Source organism: Clostridium ragsdalei P11, assembly GCF_001675165.1.
Lineage (GTDB): Bacteria > Bacillota > Clostridia > Clostridiales > Clostridiaceae > Clostridium_B > Clostridium_B ragsdalei.
In genome coordinates this window covers 288372-314765 of sequence record NZ_LROS01000022.1, presented here as the reverse complement: position 1 = coordinate 314765, position 26394 = coordinate 288372, and the positions used below count along the sequence as shown (strand labels likewise).

The following is a 26394-nucleotide window of genomic DNA, read 5'->3' as shown; positions in this document are numbered from 1 at the left end:
GATGGTGAAATATACTATGATGTTTGGAAGATTTACGGAAAGAGCACAAAAAGTATTAGTTTATGCTCAAGAAGAAGCACAAGCACTTCAACATGGATATGTAGGTACAGAACATATACTTTTGGGAATATTAAAAGAAGAAGGAATATCCAGAAATCTTTTAAGTGATATGAATGTAAATATTGAAACAGTAAGAAATTTTATAGAAGAATATGAGGGTAGGGGAGAAATAAATTTGTACAATAAGGAAATCCCTCTTACTCCAAGGACGAAAAGACTTTTAGAGCTAAGTTTGTTTGAAGCCAGGAATCTAAACCATAACTATATAAGTCCAGAGCATATCCTACTTGCACTTATAAGAGAGGCAGAGGGAGTTGCATTTACTATTTTAAACAATTTGGGAGTGGATTTTAACAAATTGAGGAAAGAACTTGTGGATTCACTTTCAGGAGAGCAATCATCAATGAATTCAAGCAGTACTAAGAAAGAAAATGGAGAGCCAACCCCAACTTTAGATCAGTTTGGAAGAGACTTAACAGACATGGCAAAAGAGGGAAAATTGGACCCTGTTATAGGAAGAGATAAGGAAACTCAGAGGGTTTTGGAAATACTAAGTAGAAGAACTAAGAATAATCCTTGTCTAATTGGAGATCCTGGTGTAGGTAAAACTGCAATTGCAGAAGGATTGGCAGAAAAGATAGTATCGTGTAATATACCTGAACTTTTAAGGGGAAAAAGAGTAGTAACATTAGATCTTTCTTCAATGATAGCGGGATCAAAATATAGAGGAGAATTTGAAGAAAGACTTAAAAAGGTTATGGAAGAGATAAGAAAATCAGGTAATGTAATATTATTCATAGATGAAATTCATACTATAATAGGAGCAGGAGCAGCAGAAGGTGCTATAGATGCATCTAATATATTAAAACCAGCTTTAGCTAGAGGAGAAATACAATGCATAGGAGCCACTACTATAGATGAATATAGAAAATACATTGAAAAGGATGCTGCACTTGAAAGAAGATTTCAGCCTATAATAGTAGGAGAACCTACTAAAGAAGAGGCGGTTCTAATATTAAAAGGTCTTAGAGACAAATATGAGGCCCACCATAGAGTAAAAATAATAGATGAAGCAATATATGCAGCAGTAAACTTGTCAGATAGATATATTACTGATAGGTATTTACCTGATAAGGCAATTGATCTTATAGATGAAGCAGCTGCTAAAGTTAGAATACAAAATTTAATTGCCCCACCAGATTTAAAAAATTTAGAAGAAGAATTAGAAAAGGCAACTAAAGAAAAAGAGGATTCTATTAGGGTACAGGATTTTGAAAAAGCTGCTAGTTTAAGGGATAAAGAAAAGGAATTAAAAAATAAATTAGAAGGATTAAAAACTAACTGGAAGACTAAAAAGGAAGTATCTACACTTACGGTAGGAGAAGATCAAATTGCATCAGTAGTATCTCAGTGGACCAATATACCTGTAGAGAAGTTAACTGAAAGAGAATCGGAGAGATTGCTCAAATTAGAGGAAATTCTTCATAAGAGAGTAGTAGGTCAAGATGAAGCAGTTAAATCCATTTCTAAGGCAGTAAGAAGGGCTAGGGTTGGACTTAAAGATCCAAAGAGACCTATAGGTTCATTTATATTTTTGGGACCTACAGGTGTTGGGAAAACTGAATTGTCAAAAGCTTTGGCAGAGGCTATGTTTGGCGACGAAAACAATATGATAAGAATTGATATGTCAGAATATATGGAAAAGCATACGGTATCTAGACTTATAGGATCGCCTCCAGGGTATGTAGGCTATGATGAAGGAGGACAGCTTACTGAAAAAGTAAGAAGAAATCCTTATTCAGTAGTACTGTTTGATGAAATAGAAAAAGCACACCCAGAAGTATTTAATATATTGCTTCAAATACTTGAAGATGGGAGATTAACCGATGGAAAAGGAAAAACAATAAATTTTAAAAATACCATAATAATAATGACTTCTAATGTTGGGGCAGCTACCATTAAAAAACAAAAATCTATGGGATTTACTGCTGCTAAAGGTGATGACAAGGAAAGTCAATATGAAAAGATGAAAGATAATATAATGGAGGAACTTAGAAATTCTTTTAGGCCTGAGTTCTTAAACAGAATTGATGATATTATAGTGTTCCACCAGTTAGAAGAGGAAGATTTAAAACAAATAGTAAAACTTATGTTAAAAGATGTTTCCTTAAGGCTTAAAGATCAGGAAATAGAAATTGGATTTACAGATAAAGCACAGGAACTCTTGGCAAAAGAAGGCCTTGACCTAACTTATGGTGCAAGACCACTTAGAAGAGCAATTACAAAAACTGTAGAAGATAAACTTTCTGAAGAAATGCTTAGAGGTAATGTTAAAAAAGGAGATAAGGTTAAGGTAGTTGTAGAAAAGGGAGAATTATTATTTAATAAAGTTAATTAATGATTGACTCAGATAAAATTAAACTTTATACTTTTTACAGTATAAAGTTTAATTTTTATCCGATGACTACCTGCTCTAATACTCCCACGGACTCCGCGAAAGCGACTGTCATCGAATAGAAGAATTTGGGACGCCTGTTTTTATCCAAGTGGGAGTAAAGAGTAGCTAGGTCCCTGGATAACGATTTCTTAGCATAAAATGGAGTTAAAACTCCATTTTATGCTAAGAACTCTGTTTATATAAATTTAGCTATTTTTATTGATTTATACAGGAAGAGATGATTCAATGGTAAAGAAAAAAACGGTTTTTGTATGCCAGGAATGTGGATATGAATCCCCAAAGTGGCTGGGTAAATGTCCTAATTGTAATAAATGGAATTGCATGGTAGAAGAGATTAAGTCGCCTCAGGAAGTAACATTTTCTGATATGAAGTTTAGCAGCACACCCAAGAGTATAAATAATATAAAATCCGGTGAATATGAAAGGTTAGATACTGGTATAATGGAATTGAATAGAGTTCTTGGAGGAGGCATTGTAAAAGGTTCAATAACACTTATATCCGGAGCTCCTGGTATTGGAAAATCGACTTTGCTTTTACAGACGGCCAGCAATATTGCTGAAAAGTATGGAAAAGTGCTGTATGTCTCAGGAGAAGAGTCAGAAGAACAGATAAAGATGAGGGGAGATAGACTTGATTCTTTGTCTAATGATCTTTATATAGTTTCAGAAGTTAATATTGATAAAATAAAGGCTCATATAGAACAAACTAAACCTGTATTTGTAGTAGTGGATTCTATTCAGACTTTATTTAAAGAATCTATTAGCTCAGCACCGGGTAGTGTGTCTCAAGTAAGGGAAACTTCTAACGATATTATGCGTATAGGGAAGTCTAATAATATATCTTTTTTTATAGTGGCACATGTTACAAAGCAGGGTGAGCTAGCGGGACCTAGGGTACTAGAGCATATGGTGGATACTGTACTGTCTTTTGAAGGAGAAAGAACAGGAGAGTTAAGAATTTTAAGAACTGTAAAAAACCGTTTTGGTACTACCAGTGAAATTGGTGTATTTGAAATGGCAGGAAGCGGGCTTAAAGAAATATTAAATCCTTCTGCAGCATTTTTAGAAGATAGAGAATTTCAAAAAGAAGGTTCTGTAATTATTGGTATAATGGAAGGAAAAAGGCCTATACTAGTAGAAATACAAGCGTTGGTTAGTGAAACTAAAGCAGTTATGCCAAGAAGAACAGCAGTTGGAGTAGATATCTCCAGATTAAATTTAATTTTAGCGGTACTTGAGAAAAAACTTAGAATTACATTTTATAATTGTGATGTTTATGTAAATGTAGTAGGAGGACTTAAGATAGAAGGAACTTTTGGAGATTTAGGGCTTGCCCTTGCACTTATATCTAGTGCTAAATCTAGGGAAATAGGTCTAGATAATCTTTTGGCAGTAGGTGAGATTGGACTTACAAGTGAAGTTAGACCAGTATCATTTTGTGATAGAATTGTAAATGAAGCAAAAAAAATGGGATTTAGGAATATAATAATACCAGATAGAAATAAGGGAAAGGTAAATTGTAAAGATATAAATGTTATAGGTGTATCCTCCCTGAAGGAGGCATTAAATAAAGTTTTTTAATTAGGGTGATGATTTTGAGATTAGAAAAAGATAAAGAACTTAAAAGTATATTAAAACTTTTAGCTCCAGGTACTCAACTTAGGGAAGGTCTTAGAAATATTTTGAGGGCTAAAACTGGCGGGCTTGTAGTTTTAGGAGACAGTGAACAGATAATGAAAGTGGTAGACGGTGGATTTACCATTAATTCTGAGTACAGTTCTTCTTATATATATGAGCTTGCAAAAATGGATGGCGCTATAATATTGAGCAGTGATTTAAAGAGAATATTATATGCAAACACTCAACTTATTCCAGATTCATCTATTCCAACTTTTGAAACTGGAACAAGGCATAGAACTGCAGATAGAGTGGCTAAACAAACAGGGGCTATAGTTATTGCTATTTCTCAAAGGAGAAATGTAATAACTGTATATAAAGGATACATTAAATATGTATTACAGGACAGTAGTGTTATGCTTGGAAGGGCTAATCAAGCACTGCAAACTTTAGAAAAGTACGTCTCTGTACTTGATGGGGTTGTTAACAATCTTAATATTTTAGAGTTTCAAGACATAGTAACACTATTTGATGTAATGACGGCTATCCAAAGAACTGAAATGGTAATGAGAATAGTATCGGAGATTGAAAGATACATATGTGAACTTGGAAATGAAGGAAGATTAATTTCAATGCAATTAAACGAATTAATTAAAAGTGTTGAAAGAGATGGAATATTTATGATAAGAGACTATTGTCAAAGTGGTATGGATTATGATGAAATATATAAGCAACTTCAAGAAATAAGTTCAAGTGAACTATTCAATCTTGATTGTATTTCTAAATCTTTGGGATATGCAGGAGCCCCTCTAGTTGATACATTGATATCGCCAAGAGGATACAGAATGTTAAACAAAATTCCTAGGATACCAACTAATGTAATAGAAAATTTAGTGAAAAATTTTAAGGAGCTTAAAGGTGTTATGGAAGCATCCTATGAGCAGCTTGATAAAGTTGAAGGAATAGGAGAAGCTAGGGCTAGAGCTATAAAGAATGGATTGAGAAGACTTAGGGAACAAATCATGATAGACAATAAATTTTAAGCACAAAATAATATGACTGGTATTATTTTGTGCTAGAAATCATCTGAAGGAATACTTACCTAGAGTATTTATTTTGTCATATTCTTTTAAAAGTATGTCATATAGATTTATATCCAGTGTATTACATAAACAAGTAAGATAAAATAAATTATTTCCTATTTCGTTTTGTATTACATCTCTACAGTTGTCACATAGCTTACCTTTTACATGAGTACTTAAGCAAGATCTTAGGGATTCAATATCCAAAGTATTATCTTCGGATGGAATATGTTGTTTCTTACCACAAACTTCTATACATCCGCAATTAGTAATAGATTTTGCAACAGCTCTATTTATTCTAGCATTTGATTCCTGAAGTTTCGTAATTATATCTAAAATACTCTTATGCCTTAATAAAGATTCACTTACTGCGTTTTGAAAATTATCAAAAATTATATCTTTCATCAGGTTCAACTCCTTATATATTTAGGATATTATTTGTAAACTTAAGTTAGTACTAAGTAAAATTGCTCTATGCATATATAATAAACCAAGAATAAATTTATGAATAGGGGGATTGTCATGTGAAATAATGGACAAAAATGTTTATAAATTTTATTTTTTGGTATAATTATCTAAAGGGGCTTGTTAAATTAAGGACGTAAAGTAAATAATTTATTAAATAAATTTGGTTTTATTGAAAAATCTAGTTTATTAATATATAGTAAATGTAATGAAAAAACATCAATGTAGGGGAGGTGAGTCTATTGTTAAAAAAAATACTGAGAGGACTTTTTACAATAATAGGCTTAATATTAGGATATTTGCTAGGAAAGAGTGCGTTAAGTTCTAACTACTTTGTTAAAATATTTTATTTAGGAAATAGTCCAGTTAAACAATTTTTATTTTTATCTATATTAACTTTGTTTTTTGGAATCATGTTATTTTTAATATCACCATGGATTAATTCAATTATTATGAAAACTATGGATTATATCGAAAAGAGCCTTCAAAAGCTTCCTGCAGTAGAAATATTATTAGGTGTTTTGGGAGCATTAATAGGACTTTTAATATCAGCAGTATTTCTTAATTTGTTAGAAAAGATACCAGTTGTGGGGACTGTACTTGCAGTAATAGTAGCTATACTTATGGCTGCATTAGGTGCAAATATTGCTATACGAAAAAGGGAAGAATTAATGTCCATGTTTTCTAATATAGCTGCTAGTGTGGCAACTAAAAGACTTCAGGGAACTAGAGAAAAAAAATCTAAAGGGGAGCACCAACATGCACATAAAGGATATCCTAAGGTTTTAGATACTTCTGTAATAATAGATGGGAGAATATTTGATATATGCCAAACTGGATTTATAGAGGGACCACTTGTAATTCCAAACTTTGTACTAGCAGAATTAAGACATATAGCTGATTCTTCAGATGGATTGAAGAGAACTAGGGGAAGAAGAGGATTAGATATATTAAATAAGATACAGAAAGAGTTAAATATTGACGTTCAGATATATGAAAAAGATTTTCCAAACATACCGGAAGTAGATGCCAAGCTTTTAAAACTATCACAAGTTTTAGATGGAAAAGTAGTGACTAATGACTACAATTTAAATAAAGTTGCAGAGTTCCAGGGAGTACCAGTACTTAATATAAATGAACTTGCTAATGCGGTGAAACCTGTTGTACTTCCAGGAGAAGAAATGAATGTACAAATAATTAAGGATGGAAAAGAATCAGGACAGGGTATTGCATATTTAGATGATGGAACAATGATAGTTGTAGAAGGTGGAAAAAAGTATATAGGAGATACAAAAGATGTGGTAGTAACTTCTGTATTACAAACAGCAGCAGGAAGAATGATATTTGCAAGACAAAAAGGGGATCTATAACTTATGAATGGTAATTATGCTATTATTGTAGCTGCTGGTAAGGGAAAAAGAATGGGAACTACTATTAATAAGCAATTTATTAAAATTAAGGGTAAGCCTATATTATATTATTCTATAAGGGCATTTTCCATAAATCCTCTTATAGATGGAATTATACTTGTATGTGCAGAAACTGAGATAGAATATTGTAAAAGAGAAGTAGTAGATAAATATGGACTTCAGAAGGTAGTTAAATTAGTTGCTGGGGGAAAAGAACGTCAGGATTCAGTATTTAATGGATTAGAAGTTTTAGAAAAAGAAAACTGTAGTGTTGTTCTAATTCACGACGGAGCTAGACCTTTTGTCACTAGTAAAATTATTGACGATGGAATAAAATATTCTAATAAGTATGGGGCTTGTGCTTGTGGAGTTAGGCCTAAGGACACACTAAAAGTTAGGGAAGAAAGTGGATTTTCTTCTTCTACATTAGAGAGAAAAAGTTTATTTGCAGTTCAAACTCCGCAGTGTTTTAAATATGATTTAATTTATGGATGTCATAAAAAATTAATGAATGAAAAAATGTGTGTTACTGATGATACTATGGTAGTAGAGCATTATGGAAATAAGGTTTATTTGTATGAAGGCAACTATGAAAACATAAAAGTGACCACACCAGAGGATTTGAATATAGCTGAAAGTATAGTTGAAAAATATTAAAGTAAGTTAAAGACCTATAAGCTTCCATGATGTTATGGATCCTTATAGGTTTTCCTTATTTAAAGCAAGAGGGATAAAAATATTAATAGCACTTAAATAAGTTACAATAATGTGATAAAATATTTAGGGAATTTAAATCGAAATTAGAGTAAGAATTTTGTCCAATAGGTATCTATTATAGATGAGAAATTCTAAGGATTCTATGGATAAGAATTTTATTTGGTGTAAAAAAACTTTATTTATATTTTTAATTTAGTTTATCCGATTGCTACCATTGCTAACACCCCCATCGCACACAGTGAAAGCGACTATCACCGAATCAAAGATTTGGAATATCTGCTTTTCTTCAAAGTGGGGGGATAAGCACTGCTACGCATCTGGATAAATTCTTCTAAGGTTCAGATGGAGAAAGGGTATTCCTTATAAGTAAACTCCACCTGAACCTAAGAATCACTTGATATAAATAGGGAAACTAAACAAGGAGGCCAAAATATCATGAAAATTTTTAATACAATGACCAGGGAAAAGGAAGAGTTTGTTCCATTGGATTCCAATGAAGTAAAAATGTATGTATGTGGCCCTACAGTATATAATTTTTTTCATATAGGCAATGCCAGAACTTTTGTTGTATTTGACACTGTTAGACGATACCTGGAGTACAAGGGATATAAAGTGAGATTTGTACAAAATTTTACAGATATTGATGATAAGATGATAAAAAAAGCACAAGATGAACATATAACTGTAAAAGAACTGGGAGATAAGTTTATAAAAGAATATTATAAGGATGCAGATGCTTTGCACATAAAAAGAGCTACTGTAAATCCTAGAGCTACTTTATACATAACAAAAATTATTGAATTTATAGGAGATTTAATAGATAGAGGCTATGCCTATGAGATAGATGGGGATGTCTATTTTAGTACAAAGAAATTCAGCAATTATGGAAAACTTTCTGGACAAAATATAGATGATCTTAGGGCAGGAGCTAGAATAGATGTTGATGAGAGAAAGAAAGATCCTATGGATTTCGCAGTTTGGAAGGGGCAAAAACCTGGTGAACCTGCATGGGAAAGCCCTTGGGGAATGGGAAGACCGGGATGGCATATAGAATGCTCCTGTATGGCGCATGATTTACTAGGAGAAACTATAGACATACATGCAGGTGGGTCTGATTTAATGTTCCCCCATCATGAGAATGAAATAGCTCAAAGTGAAGGTAGAACCGGTAAAACATTTGCGAAGTATTGGATGCATTCTGCTTTTGTAAATGTAAATAACCAAAAAATGTCAAAATCACTAAATAACTTTTTTACTGTAAGGGAAATTTTGGGAAAATATGAACCGGACGTAATAAGAATGTTTATGTTATCAGGTCATTATAGAACTCAAATAAATTTTAGTATGGAACTTTTAGATTCTACAAAATCAGCGTTAGATAGATTGTACAATTCAATAACAAATTTAGAAAATCTTCTAGATAATAAAGAAGACATACCAATTTCAGAAAATGAAAAAGAGTATAGAAATAAATTAGATAAATACAAGCAAAGATACATTAAAAAGATGGATGATGACTTTAATACAGCAGATGCTATATCTGTAATTTTTGACCTGGTAAAGGATATAAATGTAAGCATAAATAAGGATTCCTCTGTGGAAGTAATTAGGAATTGTCTCAATTTAATAAGGGAACTGGGAGCTCCACTTGGAATACTACAGCAATCTAAGCGAGGAAGCATTGAAAAAGAAATTGAAGCTTTAATAGAGAAGAGACAAATAGCTAGAAGTGAAAAAAACTGGGCACTTTCCGATAAAATAAGGGATGACTTGAAGGCACAGGGAATAGTATTAGAAGATACACCAGAAGGAGTAAGATGGAAAAGAGTATAGAGATTATAATTTAACGGGGGATAAAGATGGAAAATGATTTGTTAAAGATAAGAATGAGTGAAGCAGAGGTAAGACAGATGAGTCCCCTTGCACTTGCGTTTATTGGAGATGCTGTATATGAGGTGTTTGTAAGAACTTATTTAGCCAGTGAACACAGAAATATGTCTGTACATAATTTGCATGTGGAAGCTATAAAATTTGTAAAGGCCCATTCTCAAAGTGAAGTTATAAAAAAATTGGAACAAGAGTTATCTGATAGTGAAATATATTTTTTTAAAAAAGGACGAAATGCTAAGTCAGGGACAGTTCCTAAAAATGCAGATGTACAGGAGTATAGATTTGCAACTGGATTTGAAACATTAATTGGTTTTTTATATTTAATAGATAACCGAGATAGATTAAATTATTTATTTAGGCTTATAATAAACTTGAAGAATAAAGGGGAATTTTAATTGGCATTAGAGGTTAAGTTAATTGAGTATACGACTAATTTGTTTATGAACTGTGGACCTTCCTGTGTAAATGAATCTTGTTTGGAAGGAAAAATGACTTGTGGAAAGTTACAAGAGATATCAAGGAAATATAAGGTAGACTAAAAAAGTAAATAAGAAATTGAGGTATAAAGGGTAGGATTATGAAAAATAAATATAAAAAGTCAACGAACTTGACAGATAAAACTGAGTTTAGAGAGGATTTAATTGAAGGCAGAAATGCAGTTATTGAAGCTTTAAAATCAAGTAATACAACTATAGAACAGATTTTTCTTGCAGAGGGAAATATGTCAGGTTCTATAAATATAATACTTGCTAAAGCTAAAGAAAAGCATATAGTTGTAAAACAGGTGGATAGAAAAAAGCTAGATAAAATTTCCCAGACAGGAGCACATCAAGGAGTAATTGCACAAATAACCCCTTATAAATACTGTGAAGTAGAGGATATATTAGAATACGCTAAAGAAAAAAAAGAGGCCCCTTTTATAATTGTATTAGATGAAATAGAAGATCCCCATAACTTTGGTGCAATAATAAGAACTGCTGAGATATGCGGTGCTCATGGAATTATAATACCTAAAAGAAGAAATGTGGGAATTACGCCTGTAGTATATAAATCTTCTGTAGGAGCAGCAGAGTATATGAAAATATGTAAAGTTACAAATTTAAATACTACAATAGAAAAATTAAAGAAAGATGGTATATGGGTATATGGGGCTGATATGAGTGGAGAAAATTATTGCTTTGATGTTGATTTTAAGGGGCCTGCGGCTTTAATAATAGGAAGTGAAGGAAGAGGAATAGCTAAACTAACTAAAGAAAAATGTGATGTGCTGGTAAAGATACCTATGGTAGGAAGAGTATCATCCTTAAATGCTTCTGTGGCAGGTGGCATATTGATGTATGAAATATTAAAGCAAAGAATAAAATGTGGTAGAAGTTGAGAAATATTTTTGTAGATGGATATAATGTTATAAATAGTTGGCCTAAGTTAAATAATATAAAGAATTATAGTCTTGAAACCGCAAGACAGTCGCTTATAGAAACTTTAAGCAATTACTCCGTATATAAGGGCTATAAAGTTTTTATAGTATTTGATGCCCATATGGTATCGGGAAGCTTAGAAAAAAAAGAAAAAATTAATAAAAATGTTGTAGTAGTATTTACTAAAGAAAATGAGACGGCAGATAGTTTTATAGAAAGAACTGTAAATAATATAGGACGTAAAAATGAAGTATTTGTAGTAACTTCTGATTCGCTAGAACAGCAAGTAACATTTCAGAGAGGTGCTGTTAGGATGTCCTCTATTGAATTTTATCATGAAGTTAATAATGTAGAGAACCATATAAAAAGTAAAATAGAAAAGAGATATCACGAACAAAGAAATACCTTGGAAGATAGGATAAAAAAGGATATATTGGAAAAGCTTGAAAAGATTCGTAAAAGTGACTAAAATGTATTGACTATAAATTTACTTTTAATGTATAATTGTAGCAGTGGTTTATAATTGTGTTGGAGGGGATATCTTGGATAATGGGAGTTATAATGCTAGGAAAGTTTCCCCCTTTGAAGAAAAATTAGATGAAGAAATAGTTATTGAGGCAAAAAAAGGGGATGTAAGTGCTCAGGAGTACCTGATAAATAAATATGGAAATTTTGTTAAGTCAAAATCAAAGTCATATTTTTTAATCGGTGCGGATAAGGAGGATATCTACCAGGAAGGTATGATAGGTTTATATAAGGCCATAAGGGATTTTAAACCAGATAAGTTATCATCTTTTAAGGCTTTTGCAGAACTTTGCGTGACCCGTCAAATAATAACTGCTATAAAAACTGCTACTAGACAGAAGCATATTCCATTAAATACATATATATCTTTAAATAAGCCTATATATGATGAAGAATCAGATAGAACTTTATTGGATGTTTTGTCTGAAACTAAGGTGGCAGATCCCGAAGAACTTGTAATTGGAAGGGAAGAGCTAAATCATATACAAAGTGAAATAGGGGAAGTGTTGTCAAATTTAGAAATGGAAGTACTTATGTCTTATGTCGATGGAAAGTCATATCAAGAAATTGCATGTGATTTAGATAGACATGCCAAGTCTATAGATAATGCTTTACAGAGAGTTAAAAGAAAATTGGAAAAATGTTTAATTCATAAATAGAAAATAGTATATTGACAAAAAAATATACTTGTATTAGAATTAATAACTGATATGTTACTTTTGATATTTAATTGAAGTTTATTGGCGGGAGTAGTTCAGTGGTAGAACACCAGCTTCCCAAGTTGGCCGTCGCGGGTTCGAGTCCCGTTTCCCGCTCCAAGAGAAATTGCCCATGTAGCTCAGTAGGCAGAGCGTCACCTTGGTAAGGTGGAGGTCACCAGTTCAATCCTGGTCATGGGCTCCAATAATGATGTATAAAGTTTTTACAACACACCAGGATGAGTTTACTTAAATAAGATGTGTATAACCAACAAGGAGGAAGAGTAATGTCAAAAGAAAAGTATGAAAGAACAAAACCACATGTAAACATAGGAACAATAGGACACGTAGACCATGGTAAGACAACATTAACAGCAGCAATAACAATGGTATTGTCAAAAGAGGGAAAAGCAGCAGCAACAAAGTATGATGAAATAGATAAAGCACCAGAAGAAAAAGAAAGAGGAATAACAATAAATACAGCGCATGTAGAATATGAGACAGATAAGAGACACTATGCTCATGTAGATTGTCCAGGACATGCAGATTATGTAAAGAACATGATAACAGGAGCAGCACAGATGGATGGAGCAATCCTAGTAGTAAGTGCAGCAGATGGTCCAATGCCACAGACAAGAGAACATATATTGTTAGCAAGCAGAGTAGGAGTACAGTATATAGTAGTATTCTTAAATAAGTCAGACCAGGTAGACGATCCAGAATTACTAGAATTAGTAGAGATGGAAGTAAGAGAATTATTAAGTGAGTATGGATTCCCAGGAGACGATGTACCAATAATAGTAGGAAGTGCGTTAAAGGTATTAGAGAACCCAGATGATCCAGAAACAACAAAGTGCATACATGAATTAATGGACGCAGTAGATGAATATATACCAACACCAGAAAGACCAACAGATAAGGACTTCTTAATGCCAATAGAAGATGTCTTCACAATAACAGGAAGAGGAACAGTAGCAACAGGAAGAGTAGAAAGTGGAGTATTAAAAATTGGAGACGAATTAGAGATAGTAGGATTAAAGGAAGAGAAGAAGAAGACAACATGTACAGGAGTAGAGATGTTTAGAAAACTTCTAGACCAGGCAATGGCAGGAGATAACATCGGAGTACTGTTAAGAGGAATACAGAGAGAAGAAGTAGAAAGAGGTCAAGTACTAGCAAAACCAGGAACAGTACATCCTCATAAGAAATTTGTAGGTCAGGTATATGTACTTAAGAAAGAAGAAGGCGGAAGACATACACCATTCTTCAATGGATACAGACCACAATTTTATTTTAGAACAACAGATGTAACAGGATCAATCGCACTACCAGAAGGAGTAGAAATGGTAATGCCAGGAGATCATATAGACATGAACGTAGAACTTATAACACCAGTAGCAATGCATGAAGGATTAAGATTTGCAATAAGAGAAGGCGGAAGAACAGTTGGTTCAGGTGTTGTTACTACAATAACTGAGTAATATTTTAGGGACTGGGTTTCTAAATCCAGTCCTTTTGAAAGTAAAAAATCAGGTAGTATCTGTTTATATTTTTAAGCCATTGACATAAAAACTAAGTTGTGATAATTTAGTTAAGTAGTGCATGATTTTCAAGATAAATTTCTAATTGATTATGTTTGTGAGCTATATTAGGAGGTTAGAGAGTAATGAGAGTAAAAGTGATACTAGCGTGTACAGATTGTAAACAAAGAAATTACAATACAATGAAAAACAAGAAAAATGATCCAGATAGATTAGAAATGAAAAAGTATTGTCCTTTTTGTCATAAACACACAGTTCATAAAGAAACTAGATAGTATTGTAGAGGCGCATATTAAATTGTTTTGAGGATGTGAGCAAATGGGTGCAAACGGTGATATGAAAAAAGTTGATAAGCAGACAGCACTTGAAGGTGGGTTCTTTAATTTTTTTAAAGGACTAGTATCAGAATTCAAACGGATAACTTGGGCCTCTAAAGAACATACAAAAAAAGCTACAATTGCCGTTGTTGTATTTTGTGCTATTTATGTGGTGATTGTTGGAGTTATAGATTTTGGATTTAATTCTTTAGCTAAGATTATTATGAAATAAAAAGGAGGTAGGGACTAAGAAATAGTTTTGTCCCTAGAGTTATGTCAGATAAAGCTAAGTGGTATGTAGTTCATACATATTCTGGTTATGAAAATAAAGTTAAAGTTAATCTTGAAAAAACCATAGAAAATAGGAACCTTTATGATTGGATAGATGATGTTCAGGTTCCAATGGAAGAGCAAGTTGAGATTAAAGATGGAAAAAAGAAAATAACCTTAAAAAAAGTATTTCCGGGATATGTTTTAATACACATGATAATGACTGATGATTCTTGGTATATAGTTAGAAATACTAGAGGAGTTACAGGCTTTGTTGGACCTGGTTCTAAACCTGTTCCACTTACTGATGAAGAAGTAAAGGATATGGGAATTAGCGAAAAACCAATAAATGTAGATATATCAGTAGGAGAAAATGTAAAGGTGAAATCGGGACCGTTAGAGAACTTCTTAGCTGTTATCCAGGAAATAAATACTGAGAAAAGAAAAATTAAAGCTTTAGTTAACATGTTTGGCAGGGAAACTCCTGTTGAACTTGATTTTAATCAAATAGAAAAAATAGAATAATGCATAAAGCAAAGGTTTATAGTAAGTGGGAGATGTATTTATACATAACCACATATAGGAGGTGTATATTATGGCTAAAAAAGTAGTAGGAATGATAAAACTTCAACTTCCTGCAGGAAAAGCAAGCCCAGCACCACCAGTTGGACCAGCACTTGGACAGCATGGTGTAAATATTATGGGTTTTTGTAAGGAATTCAATGCTAAGACTGCTAAACAGGCAGGATTTATAATTCCAGTAGTAATTACTGTATATCAGGACAGATCTTTTAGTTTTATACTAAAGACTCCTCCAGCAGCAGTATTACTAAAAAAAGCAGCAGGAATAGAAAGTGGATCTGGTGTACCAAATAAAACTAAAGTTGCTAAAGTAACTAAAGAGCAAGTAAGACAGATTGCTGAAACAAAAATGCCGGATTTAAATGCTGCATCAGTTGAAACTGCTATGAAGATGATAGCAGGAACTGCAAGAAGTATGGGAATAACTGTAGAAGACTAGTTAACCAAAATAAGTGGGAGGTATAAACCGTTAAAACCACAAGGGAGGATTTCGACATGGGAAAAAAGTATATAGAAAGTGCTAAGCTTATTGATAAAGGTACATTATATGAACCATCAGAAGCTATAGAACTTGTCTTAAAAACATCAAAAGCAAAGTTTGATGAAACAATAGAATTAGCATTAAAACTTGGAGTAGACCCAAGACATGCAGATCAACAAGTTAGAGGAGCTGTAGTTCTTCCTCATGGAACAGGAAAAAAAGTTAAAGTACTTGTATTTGCAAAAGGTGCTAAAGTTAAAGAAGCTCAGGAAGCAGGAGCAGATTATGTAGGCGCACAAGAATATGTTGATAAGATTCAAAAAGAAAATTGGTTCGATTTTGATGTTGTTGTAGCAACTCCAGATATGATGGGAGTTGTAGGAAAATTAGGAAGAGTGCTTGGACCTAAGGGATTAATGCCAAACCCTAAATCTGGTACTGTTACTTTTGATGTTGCAAAGGCAATAGAGGAGATTAAGGCTGGTAAAGTTGAATATAGGGTAGATAAAACTAGTATAGTTCATGTTCCAATAGGAAAGAAATCTTTTGAATCACAAAAATTATTAGATAACTTTCATACATTAATGGAAGCTATAGTAAAAGCAAAACCATCAGCATCTAAAGGTCAATATTTGAAGTCTGTAGTAATATCAAGTACTATGGGACCAGGAATAAAGATAAATTCAACAAAAGTTTTAGATTAAATTAACTTGTATGTAATGCAAAAAATTAAATATGTAAATATTCCGTAGACAATAGGTGCGATAGCATAACGGTGTAACCAACCTATCAAGGATTCCAATAGAAAGTATAGTTGGTCTCTCTCTGTGTCTATGGAGAGACTTTTTAATTTATATGTGTTTATTATGTATTGTAGTTTAGACTGCAAGGAGGTGGATACACAGTGAAAAAGAATTATAGAGAAGAAAAAGAAGCTAGAGTTCAAGAAATTAAGGAAAAAATGGAAAAAGCTCAAGGCGTAATATTAGCTAAATATCAGGGCTTAACTGTAGAAGAGGATACTAAACTTAGAAAAGAATTAAGAGATGCAGGTGTAGAATATAAAGTTTATAAAAATACATTAGCTTTAAGAGCTGCTAAAGAATTGGGATTTGACCAATTAGAAGATTACTTTGTAGGTCCAATATCTATAGCATTTGGATATGAAGATCCAACTGCACCAGCAAGAATTCTTAATGATTTTTCAAAAGATCATAAGGTTTTAGAACTAAGAGCAGGAGTTGTTCAAGGCGAAATCTTTGATGAAAATAAAGTTAAAGAGCTTGCTACAGTACCACCGAAAGAAGTACTTATTGCAAAATTACTTGGAAGCTTCAAAGCTCCATTATCAAATTTTGTATATGCATTAAATGCAATTGAAGAAAAACAAAAATCAGAAGAAGCTTAATAATTTAAAGAGAGAAATTTTGGAGGTGTTCATTAATGAGTAAAGAAGAAATCATTCAAGCAATAAAAGAGATGAGTGTTTTAGAATTAAATGAATTAGTAAAAGCATGTGAAGAAGAATTTGGAGTAAGTGCAGCAGCACCAGTAGCAGTAGCAGGAGCTGCAGGAGCAGGAGCTGCAGCTGGAGCAGAAGAAAAAACTGAATTTGACGTAGTACTTAAAGCTGCAGGTGGAGAAAAGATAAAAGTTATAAAAGCAGTTAGAGAAGCAACAGGATTAGGATTGAAAGAAGCTAAAGCTTTAGTAGATGGAGCTCCTAAGACCTTAAAAGAAGCTGTAAGCAAAGAAGATGCTGAAGCTATGAAAGCTAAATTTGAAGAAATTGGTGCTGAAATAGAATTAAAGTAATAAATTAATATAAGGCTTATGAAAGGGGCACTTTAATTTAAAGTGCCCTTTTTATAGTTTTTTATTATAAATTTACAAATTTTATTGTTGACAATTTTTTGATATTATGATAACATAATAAATTGCATTGATTAGTTATGCAGAAAACGTAAATACTTTATTATTTAACACAAATTGAATTAATTATAAAAAAATAGGTTATACTATTACAATGGCAATTAATAAATCCATAAACATCCATATAGTACATATATATACATACATAATGAATGTTTTTGGCTATTTTTAGTTTATGCAAGGGGTGAAAAATCAATGGTACATCCTGTCCAGGTTGGTAAAAGAACAAGAATGAGCTTTTCCAGACTTAAAGAAATAGGCCACATGCCTAATTTAATTGAGGTTCAGCTAGATTCCTACAATTGGTTTTTGAAAGAAGGATTACAAGAGGTATTTGATGATATTAATCCTATTCAAGATTATACTGCTAACCTTAATTTGGAATTTGTAGGATATAAGTTAGATATGGATAATATCAAATATTCTGTAGAAGAATGTAAAGAAAGAGATGCAACTTACGCAGCACCTTTAAAAGTAAAGGTAAGGCTAATTAACAAAGAAACTGGTGAAGTTAAAGAGCAAGAAGTTTTTATGGGAGATTTCCCTCTTATGACGGAGCAAGGAACCTTTATAATTAATGGCGCAGAGAGAGTTATAGTTAGCCAACTTGTAAGATCACCAGGTGTATATTATGATCTTTCAGTTGATAAAACAGGAAAAAATCTTTTTTCTTCAACTGTAATACCTAATAGAGGAGCTTGGCTAGAATATGAAACTGACTCTAACAATGTAATATACGTTAGAATAGATAAAACTAGAAAGTTACCCATAACTATTCTTATTAGAGCCATGGGTTATGGTACAGACGCAGAAATTACTAATTTCTTTGGAGAGGATGAAAGGCTAAAAGCCACAATTGAAAAAGATAATACAAAGACTCATGAAGAGGCTTTGCTTGAAATATATAAAAGGTTACGACCGGGAGAACCTCCTACAGTGGATAGTGCTCAATCACTAATTGAATCTTTATTTTTTGATGCGAAAAGATATGATCTTTCAAGAGTTGGAAGATACAAATTCAATAAGAAGTTATCATTACACCTAAGAATTGCTAATCAGATAGCAGCACAGGATGTAGTTAATCCAGATACAGGAGAAATTCTTATCCAAAAAGGTGAAAAGATAGATAGAGAAAAGGCAGTAGAAATCCAACAGTGTGGAATAAATGTAGTAGATATCCAAATTGAAGATATAGTTTTAAGAGTTATAGGTAATAACTTTGTAGACATACGTAGTTTTATTGACTTTGATATAGATGATTTAAATATAAAGGAAAGTGTCCATTATCCTACTTTAAAGAAAATTTTAGATAATTATAGTGATGAGGAAAGTATTAAGGAACAAATAAGAAAGAATATCCATGAATTAATTCCAAAACATATAGTTAGGGACGATATGTATGCTACCATTAGCTATGAATTGGGATTAGCATATGGAGTAGGCCATACCGATGATATAGATCATCTTGGAAATAGAAGACTTAGATCTGTTGGTGAATTACTTCAAAATCAATTTAGAATAGGTCTCTCAAGAATGGAGAGAGTTGTTAAGGAAAGAATGACCATACAGGATCAGGAAGTTATAACGCCTCAGGCTCTTATAAATATAAGACCTGTAGCCGCGTCTATAAAAGAGTTTTTTGGAAGTTCACAGTTATCCCAGTTTATGGATCAAACTAATCCATTATCAGAGCTTACTCATAAGAGAAGACTATCTGCTTTAGGACCAGGCGGACTTTCAAGAGAAAGAGCTGGATTTGAAGTCAGGGATGTTCATCACTCACATTATGGAAGAATGTGTCCAATAGAGACACCAGAAGGACCTAATATAGGACTTATTAACTCTTTGGCTACATATGCAAGAGTTAACCAATATGGCTTTATAGAAACACCATATAGAAAAGTAGATAAGGAAAATAAGAGAGTTACAAATGAAATTGTATATATGACAGCAGACGAGGAAGATGAATATTTAATAGGTAGGGCCAACGAACCTCTTGATGAAAATGGTAATTTTATAGATAATAAAATTACGGTTAGAGATAAAGAAGATGTTATTGTAGTACCTGGCCAAGACGTTGATTATATGGATGTGTCTTCAAGGCAATTAGTTTCTGTAGCTACAGCTATGATACCGTTCCTTGAAAATGATGATGCCAGCCGTGCACTTATGGGATCAAATATGCAAAGACAGGCAGTTCCACTTTTGAAACCACAGGCACCTATTGTAGGAACAGGTATTGAATACAAGGCTGCAGTAGATTCAGGAGTACTTCCTAAGGCTAGAAATGCAGGTGTTGTTTCTTATGTATGTGCTAACGAAGTAAGGGTTAAGAGAGACTCAGATGGAGGTACAGATATTTATAGACTCCTTAAGTTCCAGAGATCTAACCAGTGCACATGTATTAATCAAAGACCTATAGTTGAAAAAGGGGAAGTAGTTAAAAAGGGAACAGTTTTAGCAGATGGGCCTTCTACAGATCTTGGAGAAATAGCACTTGGAAAAAATATTAGAATGGGATTTACAACTTGGGAAGGATATAATTATGAAGACGCAATGCTTATATCTGAAGAGTTAGTAAAAAAAGATGTATTTACATCAATACATCTAGAGGAATATGAATCTGAGGCTAGAGATACAAAATTAGGACCAGAGGAAATTACAAGAGATATACCGAATGTAGGAGAAGACGCATTAAAGGATATAGATGAAAGAGGAATTATAAGAATAGGTGCAGAAGTTAGAGCAGGAGATATACTAGTAGGTAAAGTAACACCTAAAGGAGAAACTGAACTTACAGCAGAAGAAAGACTTTTAAGAGCAATATTTGGTGAAAAGGCCAGGGAAGTTAGGGATACGTCCCTTAGAGTACCACATGGTGAGGCAGGAATAATTGTAGATGTAAAAGTATTTACAAGAGAAAATGGAGATGAACTTTCACCAGGAGTTAATAAATTAGTTAGATGTTATATAGCTCAGAAGAGAAAGATATCTGTAGGAGATAAAATGGCAGGAAGACACGGAAATAAAGGTGTTATTTCTAGGGTACTACCAGAAGAAGATATGCCTTTTCTACCAGATGGAAGACCTCTTCAGATATGCTTAAATCCACTTGGCGTACCTTCACGTATGAATATAGGTCAGGTATTAGAAGTTCATTTAGGATGGGCTGCTAGTAAACTAGGATGGCATGTAGCAACTCCAGTATTTGATGGAGCTACAGAAGAAGATATATTGGAATGCTTGAAAAAAGCAGGATATAGAGAAGACGGAAAAACAATACTATATGATGGTAGAACAGGAGAAGAATTCAATAGGCCTGTAACTGTAGGATATATGTATATCTTAAAACTAGCACATCTGGTTGATGATAAGATCCATGCAAGATCTACAGGGCCATATTCGTTAGTAACTCAACAGCCATTGGGTGGTAAAGCCCAATTTGGTGGCCAAAGATTTGGTGAAATGGAAGTTTGGGCATTAGAGGCATATGGAGCAGCTCATACACTTCAGGAAATATTGACAGTTAAGTCAGACGATGTAGTTGGAAGAGTCAAAACTTATGAAGCTATTGTAAAAGGTGAAAATATACCAGAACCGGGCATTCCAGAATCATTTAAGGTTCTGATAAAGGAACTTCAAGCTTTATGCTTGGATGTAAAAGTATTAAATGATAATAAAGAGGAAATTAAGCTTAAAGAGTCTGTGGACGAAGAGATGGAAAAACTAGATGTAAATATTGAAGGAAAAGAAGATTCTACTGATTTGCCTCAAGAACAAAATAATGACTATAATGGCGAACAAGAAGAAAATAGCGATACTGAAAATGACAGCGATGAGGATATTGATTTAGACTATGAAGATCTTACTTTAGATGATTTGCAGAGTGATTTGGAAATAGATGATTTTAATGATGAACATTAGGAAGGGAGGATGTACCCTTGTTTGAATTAAATAATTTTGATGCACTTCAAATAGGTTTAGCTTCACCAGAAAAAATAAGAGAATGGTCAAGAGGTGAAGTAAAGAAACCAGAAACAATAAATTATAGAACGTTAAAACCTGAAAGAGATGGACTGTTCTGTGAAAGAATTTTTGGACCAACTAAAGATTGGGAATGTCACTGTGGTAAGTACAAGAGGATAAGATACAAAGGTATAGTTTGTGATAGGTGTGGTGTTGAGGTAACTAAGGCAAAGGTTAGAAGAGAGAGAATGGGACATATTGAGCTTGCAGCTCCTGTATCCCATATATGGTACTTTAAAGGAATACCATCCCGTATGGGACTGATTTTGGATATGTCACCTAGAGCTCTTGAAAAAGTACTGTATTTTGCATCTTACGTTGTTTTAGACCCAAAAGAAACTCAACTGTTAAAGAAGCAACTTTTAACTGAAAAAGAATATAGGGAAGCTGCAGACAAATATGGTGAGCAAAATTTTGTAGCAGGTATGGGTGCTGAATCTGTTAAGAAACTGTTAGAAGAAATAGATTTAGACCAGTTATCTGTGACTCTAAAAGAAGATTTAAAAACTAGTACAGGGCAAAAAAAGGTAAGGATAATTAGAAGATTGGAAGTAGTTGAATCTTTTAGAAAGTCTGGTAATAAACCTGATTGGATGATTATAGATGTAATACCTGTAATCCCACCTGATTTGAGGCCTATGGTTCAATTAGATGGAGGAAGATTTGCTACATCAGATTTAAATGATCTTTATAGAAGAGTAATAAATAGAAATAATAGGCTTAAAAAATTATTAGATCTGGGTGCGCCAGATATAATAGTTAGGAATGAAAAGAGGATGCTTCAGGAAGCTGTAGATGCCCTTATAGATAATGGTAGACGTGGAAGAGCAGTAACGGGACCTGGAAATAGACCTTTAAAATCATTATCTGATATGCTAAAAGGTAAACAAGGTAGATTCAGACAAAATTTGCTGGGCAAACGTGTAGATTACTCTGGACGTTCTGTTATAGTAGTTGGACCTGAACTTAGAATGTATCAATGTGGTCTACCTAAAGAAATGGCACTTGAATTATTTAAGCCGTTTGTTATGAAGAAGTTAGTAGAAAGTGGTTTAGCACATAATATTAAAAGTGCAAAGAGAATGGTAGAAAGAGTACAGACTCAAGTATGGGATGTATTAGAAGAAGTAATATCAGACCATCCAGTAATTTTAAATCGTGCTCCAACTCTCCATAGATTAGGAATTCAGGCATTTCAACCTGTACTTGTAGAGGGTAGAGCTATAAAACTTCATCCATTAGCATGTACTGCATATAATGCAGACTTTGATGGAGACCAAATGGCAGTACATGTTCCTCTATCTGTTGAAGCTCAATCAGAGGCTAGATTTTTAATGCTTGCTGCACATAACATATTAAAACCTTCAGATGGAAAGCCAGTAGTTGTGCCTACACAGGATATGGTACTTGGTTCATACTATTTAACTATAGAAAAAGATGGAGCTAAAGGAGAAGGTAGAATCTTTTCTTCACCGGATGAAGTAATAATGGCATATCAGTTAAAGCAGGTTGATATTAATGCCAAAATAAAAGTTAGACTTACTAAGGTTAAGGACGGAAAAACTATAAGTGGCATAATTGATGCTACCCCAGGTAAAATAATATTTAATGAATCCATACCTCAAGATTTGGGATTTATAGATAGAAGTAAACCTGAGAACGAGTTTAAACTTGAAATTGATTTCCTTGTAGCTAAGAAAAACTTAGGTAAGATAATAAATAAATGCTATATGAAGCATGGTGCTACTAAAACTTCCATAATGCTTGATAAAATAAAAGCTAGAGGATATCATTATTCTACTATAAGTGGTATAACAGTTTCCACTTCAGATATGGTGGTTCCAGAAGCTAAAAAAAGGCTTTTAGCTGAAGCAGATGCAGCAGTAGATAAAATAGAAAAAATGTATAGAAGAGGATTTATATCAGAGGAAGAAAGATATCAAAGAGTTATTGAGAAATGGACTAAAACTACAGAAGATGTTGCAGATGCACTTATGGATAATCTAGATAAATTTAATCCAATATTTATGATGGCGGATTCAGGAGCTAGAGGATCTAAGAGTCAGATCAAGCAGCTTGCAGGTATGAGAGGACTTATGGCAAATCCTTCAGGAAAGATAATAGAACTTCCTATAAGAGCATCTTTTAGGGAAGGTTTGGATGTACTAGAATACTTCATATCAACTCACGGAGCTAGAAAAGGTAATGCAGATACTGCATTAAAGACTGCTGACTCTGGTTATCTTACAAGAAGGCTTGTAGATGTAAGCCAAGATGTTATAGTAAGACAAGAAGATTGTGGAACTCACGAAGGATATGACGTTTCTGAAATAAAAGAGGGAAATGAAGTTATAGAAAGTTTGGCAGAAAGACTTACTGGTAGGTATTCTGCTGAAGATATTAAAGATCCTAAAACTGGAGAAATAATAATACCGAAAGACGTTTATATGGATCCAAAAATAGCTGAGAAAATAGAGGCTTCTGGAATTAAAAAAGTAAAAATTAGGTCTGTATTTACTTGTAAATCAAAACACGGAGTATGTGCAAAGTGCTATGGTATGAACATGGCTACTGCAAAGAAAATTGATATAGGAGAGGCTGTAGGTATAATAGCAGCTCAAAGTATAGGAGAGCCAGGTACACAGCTTACTATGAGAACTTTCCATACTGGAGGAGTTGCAGGATCTGATATAACTCAAGGTCTTCCTAGAGTTGAAGAATTATTTGAGGCTAGAAAACCAAAGGGGCTTGCTATAGTAAGTGAGGTTTCAGGTACTGTAAAAATGGAAGAAACTAAAAAGAAGAGAAGCATTTCCATAGTTATGGATACTGGAGAAGAAGTAAGCTATGATATACCGTTTGGTTCAAGACTTAAAGTATCAAATGGAGATGTAATAAGTGCTGGAGATGAAATAACAGAAGGCTCTGTAAATCCACATGATATTTTGAGAATAAAAGGTGTTCAGGGAGCTAAAAATTATCTTTTGTCTGAAGTTCAAAAAGTTTATAGACTTCAAGGTGTTGATATAAATGATAAGCATCTGGAAGTAGTAATAAGACAGATGACAAGAAAGATTAAGATAGAGGAATCGGGAGATACAGAATTGCTTCCAGGAACTATGATTGATATGTTTGATTTTCAAGAGGCTAATGAAAAGGTGGAAGCTAATGGTGGAGAACCAGCTAAAGGCAGGGTAGCTTTACTTGGTATAACTAAAGCAGCACTTGCAACTGAATCTTTCCTTTCTGCAGCGTCGTTCCAAGAAACTACAAGAGTTCTTACAGATGCAGCTATAAAGGGTAAAATAGATCCATTACTAGGATTGAAGGAAAATGTAATTATAGGTAAACTTATACCAGCAGGAACAGGTATGACTAGGTATAGGTCTGTAAGAATTAATACAGAAGATAAATCTGATGAAAAACAGGTAAGTGATGAGGCAGAAGTGTAGCATATAATTTATTGACATAGCAATATTAAAATGATAAAATACATCTGTATGTTTTTTCAAGAACAAAGCATTATGTAATTTATTTATATAGCATTGAAGGAGGGAATAAAATAATGGTTAACAGACTAAAAGGAAACAAGGTTGTTGGTTTAAAGCAAACAGTTAAGGCAATAAAGAATAGCACTGCAAAAGCTGTTTATTTAGCTAAAGATGCTGATGATAAGTTAATACAGTCAGTAAAAGTGTTAATTAATGATAATTCCCCAGAATTGATTTATATAGATACTATGAAGGAATTGGGAAAACTATGTGGTATAGATGTAGGAGCTGCTACAGCTGCTGTATTAAAAGATTAAATGTACAGCATACTAAAATAAGCTTTCAAGAATAATTAATATAAATTGTAAGATATTTTAATTAAAAGAGGAGGTGTAGATATGCCAACAATAAGCCAATTAGTAAGAAAAGGCAGAAAGACAATAAGCACAAAATCAACAGCACCAGCACTAAAAGAATGTCCACAAAAAAGAGGAGTTTGTACAGTAGTTAAAACTACTACTCCTAAAAAGCCAAACTCAGCACTTAGAAAAATTGCCAGAGTTAGGTTGACAAATGGATATGAAGTAAGTGCGTATATCCCAGGTATAGGACATAACTTACAAGAGCACAGCGTTGTTCTAATAAGAGGAGGAAGAGTTAAAGATCTTCCAGGTGTCAGATATCATATTGTAAGAGGAGCACTGGATTCAGCTGGGGTTGCCGACAGATTACAGTCAAGATCAAAATATGGCGCAAAAAAGCCAAAACAAAAGTAATTGATTAATTAAGTTGAGTATTAGTGCTATGTCTTCAGCGTTTATATATATTTACAGTACTTTATCATATTTTGCAGGAGTACAAAGCACTTTGCGGCTTTATTTAAAGCCGAGTACCGATGAACTTAAATTTTAATTGTTAAGGAGGGAAGAAAAGTGGCAAGAAAAGGACATATAGGAAAAAGAGATGTATTACCAGATCCAGTATATAATAGTAAGGTAGTTACAAAATTAGTAAACAGTATAATGGAAGATGGTAAAAAGGGAGTAGCTCAAAAAATATGCTACGGAGCTTTTGACATAATTCATGAAAAAACTAATAAAGAGCCAATGGAAGTATTTGAAGAGGCAATGAATAATATAATGCCTTTACTAGAAGTAAAAGCAAGAAGAATTGGTGGTGCAACATACCAGGTGCCAATAGAAGTTAGACCAGAAAGAAGACAGACTTTAGGAATAAGATGGCTTCTTATTGCATCAAAAAAAAGAAATGAAAAATATATGAGAGAAAGACTAGCTTCAGAATTAATGGATGCAGCAAATAATACAGGTGCAGCTGTTAAGAAGAGAGAAGATACTCATAAAATGGCTGAAGCTAATAAGGCTTTTGCACATTATAGATATTAATATTAAAAACTG

The 26394-nt window shown here is 33.2% G+C and carries 25 protein-coding genes, 2 tRNA genes and 1 other annotated feature; of the genes, 26 read left to right on the top strand and 1 reads right to left on the bottom strand.

The window, feature by feature from the left end:
• Nucleotides 1-16: 16 nt before the first annotated feature.
• The 3 genes from CLRAG_RS11595 to disA all read left to right on the top strand — a co-directional run bounded on the left by CLRAG_RS11595 (nucleotide 17) and on the right by disA (nucleotide 5178).
• Nucleotides 17-2458: an ATP-dependent Clp protease ATP-binding subunit gene (locus tag CLRAG_RS11595; protein WP_065078563.1), complete on the top strand. Its 2442-nt coding sequence runs from the start codon at nucleotides 17-19 to the stop codon at nucleotides 2456-2458.
• 285 nt (nucleotides 2459-2743) lie between these two features.
• Complete coding sequence (gene radA / locus CLRAG_RS11590; RefSeq protein WP_065078562.1) at nucleotides 2744-4099, top strand: DNA repair protein RadA; 1356 nt, start codon at nucleotides 2744-2746, stop codon at nucleotides 4097-4099.
• A gap of 14 nt (nucleotides 4100-4113) precedes the next feature.
• Nucleotides 4114-5178 carry a DNA integrity scanning diadenylate cyclase DisA gene (disA, locus tag CLRAG_RS11585; protein ID WP_065078582.1) on the top strand — a complete coding sequence of 355 codons (1065 nt, stop codon included), beginning with the start codon at nucleotides 4114-4116 and terminating at the stop codon, nucleotides 5176-5178.
• 39 nt (nucleotides 5179-5217) lie between these two features.
• Here disA and CLRAG_RS11580 read toward each other — a convergent pair whose 3' ends face one another.
• Nucleotides 5218-5622 carry a nucleoside triphosphate pyrophosphohydrolase family protein gene (locus CLRAG_RS11580; RefSeq protein WP_013240714.1) on the bottom strand — a complete coding sequence of 135 codons (405 nt, stop codon included), beginning with the start codon at nucleotides 5620-5622 and terminating at the stop codon, nucleotides 5218-5220.
• Nucleotides 5623-5924: 302 nt separating this feature from the next.
• Between CLRAG_RS11580 and CLRAG_RS11575 the strand changes: the two genes are divergently transcribed.
• From CLRAG_RS11575 to rpsG, 23 genes are all read left to right on the top strand, one after another.
• The gene (locus tag CLRAG_RS11575; RefSeq protein ID WP_065078561.1) at nucleotides 5925-7052 is read left to right on the top strand and encodes a PIN/TRAM domain-containing protein; all 1128 of its coding nucleotides are present in this window, start codon (nucleotides 5925-5927) and stop codon (nucleotides 7050-7052) included.
• Nucleotides 7053-7055: 3 nt separating this feature from the next.
• Nucleotides 7056-7748, top strand: coding sequence for a 2-C-methyl-D-erythritol 4-phosphate cytidylyltransferase (gene ispD / locus CLRAG_RS11570; protein WP_065078560.1), 693 nt, complete (start codon nucleotides 7056-7058; stop codon nucleotides 7746-7748).
• 495 nt (nucleotides 7749-8243) lie between these two features.
• Nucleotides 8244-9641 carry a cysteine--tRNA ligase gene (cysS, locus tag CLRAG_RS11565; RefSeq protein WP_065078559.1) on the top strand — a complete coding sequence of 466 codons (1398 nt, stop codon included), beginning with the start codon at nucleotides 8244-8246 and terminating at the stop codon, nucleotides 9639-9641.
• A gap of 26 nt (nucleotides 9642-9667) precedes the next feature.
• Nucleotides 9668-10093: a Mini-ribonuclease 3 gene (locus CLRAG_RS11560; protein WP_065078558.1), complete on the top strand. Its 426-nt coding sequence runs from the start codon at nucleotides 9668-9670 to the stop codon at nucleotides 10091-10093.
• Nucleotides 10094-10237, top strand: coding sequence for a hypothetical protein (locus tag CLRAG_RS20535; RefSeq protein ID WP_154104981.1), 144 nt, complete (start codon nucleotides 10094-10096; stop codon nucleotides 10235-10237).
• Nucleotides 10238-10275: 38 nt separating this feature from the next.
• Entirely contained in the window at nucleotides 10276-11076 is an 801-nt protein-coding gene (gene rlmB, locus CLRAG_RS11555; RefSeq protein ID WP_065078557.1) for a 23S rRNA (guanosine(2251)-2'-O)-methyltransferase RlmB, read from the top strand.
• Nucleotides 11073-11585 carry an NYN domain-containing protein gene (locus CLRAG_RS11550; protein ID WP_065078556.1) on the top strand — a complete coding sequence of 171 codons (513 nt, stop codon included), beginning with the start codon at nucleotides 11073-11075 and terminating at the stop codon, nucleotides 11583-11585. The genes rlmB and CLRAG_RS11550 overlap by 4 nt, the downstream gene beginning before the upstream one ends.
• Nucleotides 11586-11658: 73 nt before the next feature.
• On the top strand, nucleotides 11659-12300 hold the full coding sequence (gene sigH / locus CLRAG_RS11545) for an RNA polymerase sporulation sigma factor SigH (protein WP_065078555.1): 642 nt from the start codon (nucleotides 11659-11661) through the stop codon (nucleotides 12298-12300).
• A gap of 84 nt (nucleotides 12301-12384) precedes the next feature.
• Nucleotides 12385-12459: transfer RNA gene (locus CLRAG_RS11540), tRNA-Gly, on the top strand.
• Nucleotides 12460-12468: 9 nt separating this feature from the next.
• A tRNA-Thr gene (locus tag CLRAG_RS11535) sits at nucleotides 12469-12544 on the top strand.
• A gap of 82 nt (nucleotides 12545-12626) precedes the next feature.
• Entirely contained in the window at nucleotides 12627-13820 is a 1194-nt protein-coding gene (gene tuf / locus CLRAG_RS11530; protein ID WP_065078548.1) for an elongation factor Tu, read from the top strand.
• A gap of 185 nt (nucleotides 13821-14005) precedes the next feature.
• The gene (rpmG, locus tag CLRAG_RS11525) at nucleotides 14006-14155 is read left to right on the top strand and encodes a 50S ribosomal protein L33 (RefSeq protein WP_013240706.1); all 150 of its coding nucleotides are present in this window, start codon (nucleotides 14006-14008) and stop codon (nucleotides 14153-14155) included.
• A 43-nt stretch (nucleotides 14156-14198) separates the two neighbouring features.
• Nucleotides 14199-14429 carry a preprotein translocase subunit SecE gene (secE, locus tag CLRAG_RS11520; RefSeq protein WP_153042929.1) on the top strand — a complete coding sequence of 77 codons (231 nt, stop codon included), beginning with the start codon at nucleotides 14199-14201 and terminating at the stop codon, nucleotides 14427-14429.
• Between the two features lie 41 nt (nucleotides 14430-14470).
• Nucleotides 14471-14992 carry a transcription termination/antitermination protein NusG gene (nusG, locus tag CLRAG_RS11515; protein WP_063555939.1) on the top strand — a complete coding sequence of 174 codons (522 nt, stop codon included), beginning with the start codon at nucleotides 14471-14473 and terminating at the stop codon, nucleotides 14990-14992.
• Between the two features lie 70 nt (nucleotides 14993-15062).
• Nucleotides 15063-15488 carry a 50S ribosomal protein L11 gene (rplK, locus tag CLRAG_RS11510; RefSeq protein WP_013240703.1) on the top strand — a complete coding sequence of 142 codons (426 nt, stop codon included), beginning with the start codon at nucleotides 15063-15065 and terminating at the stop codon, nucleotides 15486-15488.
• A gap of 56 nt (nucleotides 15489-15544) precedes the next feature.
• The gene (gene rplA, locus CLRAG_RS11505; RefSeq protein ID WP_065078554.1) at nucleotides 15545-16234 is read left to right on the top strand and encodes a 50S ribosomal protein L1; all 690 of its coding nucleotides are present in this window, start codon (nucleotides 15545-15547) and stop codon (nucleotides 16232-16234) included.
• A 24-nt stretch (nucleotides 16235-16258) separates the two neighbouring features.
• Nucleotides 16259-16387, top strand: a sequence feature (ribosomal protein L10 leader region).
• 47 nt (nucleotides 16388-16434) lie between these two features.
• Nucleotides 16435-16938, top strand: coding sequence for a 50S ribosomal protein L10 (gene rplJ / locus CLRAG_RS11500; protein ID WP_082848491.1), 504 nt, complete (start codon nucleotides 16435-16437; stop codon nucleotides 16936-16938).
• 35 nt (nucleotides 16939-16973) lie between these two features.
• Nucleotides 16974-17345, top strand: coding sequence for a 50S ribosomal protein L7/L12 (rplL, locus tag CLRAG_RS11495; protein ID WP_013240700.1), 372 nt, complete (start codon nucleotides 16974-16976; stop codon nucleotides 17343-17345).
• Between the two features lie 312 nt (nucleotides 17346-17657).
• A complete protein-coding gene (gene rpoB, locus CLRAG_RS11490; RefSeq protein WP_065078553.1) occupies nucleotides 17658-21386 on the top strand; it encodes a DNA-directed RNA polymerase subunit beta in 3729 nt (1242 codons plus the stop codon).
• Nucleotides 21387-21403: 17 nt separating this feature from the next.
• On the top strand, nucleotides 21404-24940 hold the full coding sequence (gene rpoC / locus CLRAG_RS11485) for a DNA-directed RNA polymerase subunit beta' (RefSeq protein ID WP_065078552.1): 3537 nt from the start codon (nucleotides 21404-21406) through the stop codon (nucleotides 24938-24940).
• 113 nt (nucleotides 24941-25053) lie between these two features.
• A complete protein-coding gene (locus CLRAG_RS11480; RefSeq protein WP_065078551.1) occupies nucleotides 25054-25296 on the top strand; it encodes a ribosomal L7Ae/L30e/S12e/Gadd45 family protein in 243 nt (80 codons plus the stop codon).
• Between the two features lie 81 nt (nucleotides 25297-25377).
• Nucleotides 25378-25755, top strand: coding sequence for a 30S ribosomal protein S12 (rpsL, locus tag CLRAG_RS11475; protein WP_013240696.1), 378 nt, complete (start codon nucleotides 25378-25380; stop codon nucleotides 25753-25755).
• A gap of 156 nt (nucleotides 25756-25911) precedes the next feature.
• Nucleotides 25912-26382 carry a 30S ribosomal protein S7 gene (gene rpsG / locus CLRAG_RS11470; RefSeq protein ID WP_065078550.1) on the top strand — a complete coding sequence of 157 codons (471 nt, stop codon included), beginning with the start codon at nucleotides 25912-25914 and terminating at the stop codon, nucleotides 26380-26382.
• The last annotated feature ends 12 nt before the right edge of the window (nucleotides 26383-26394 follow it).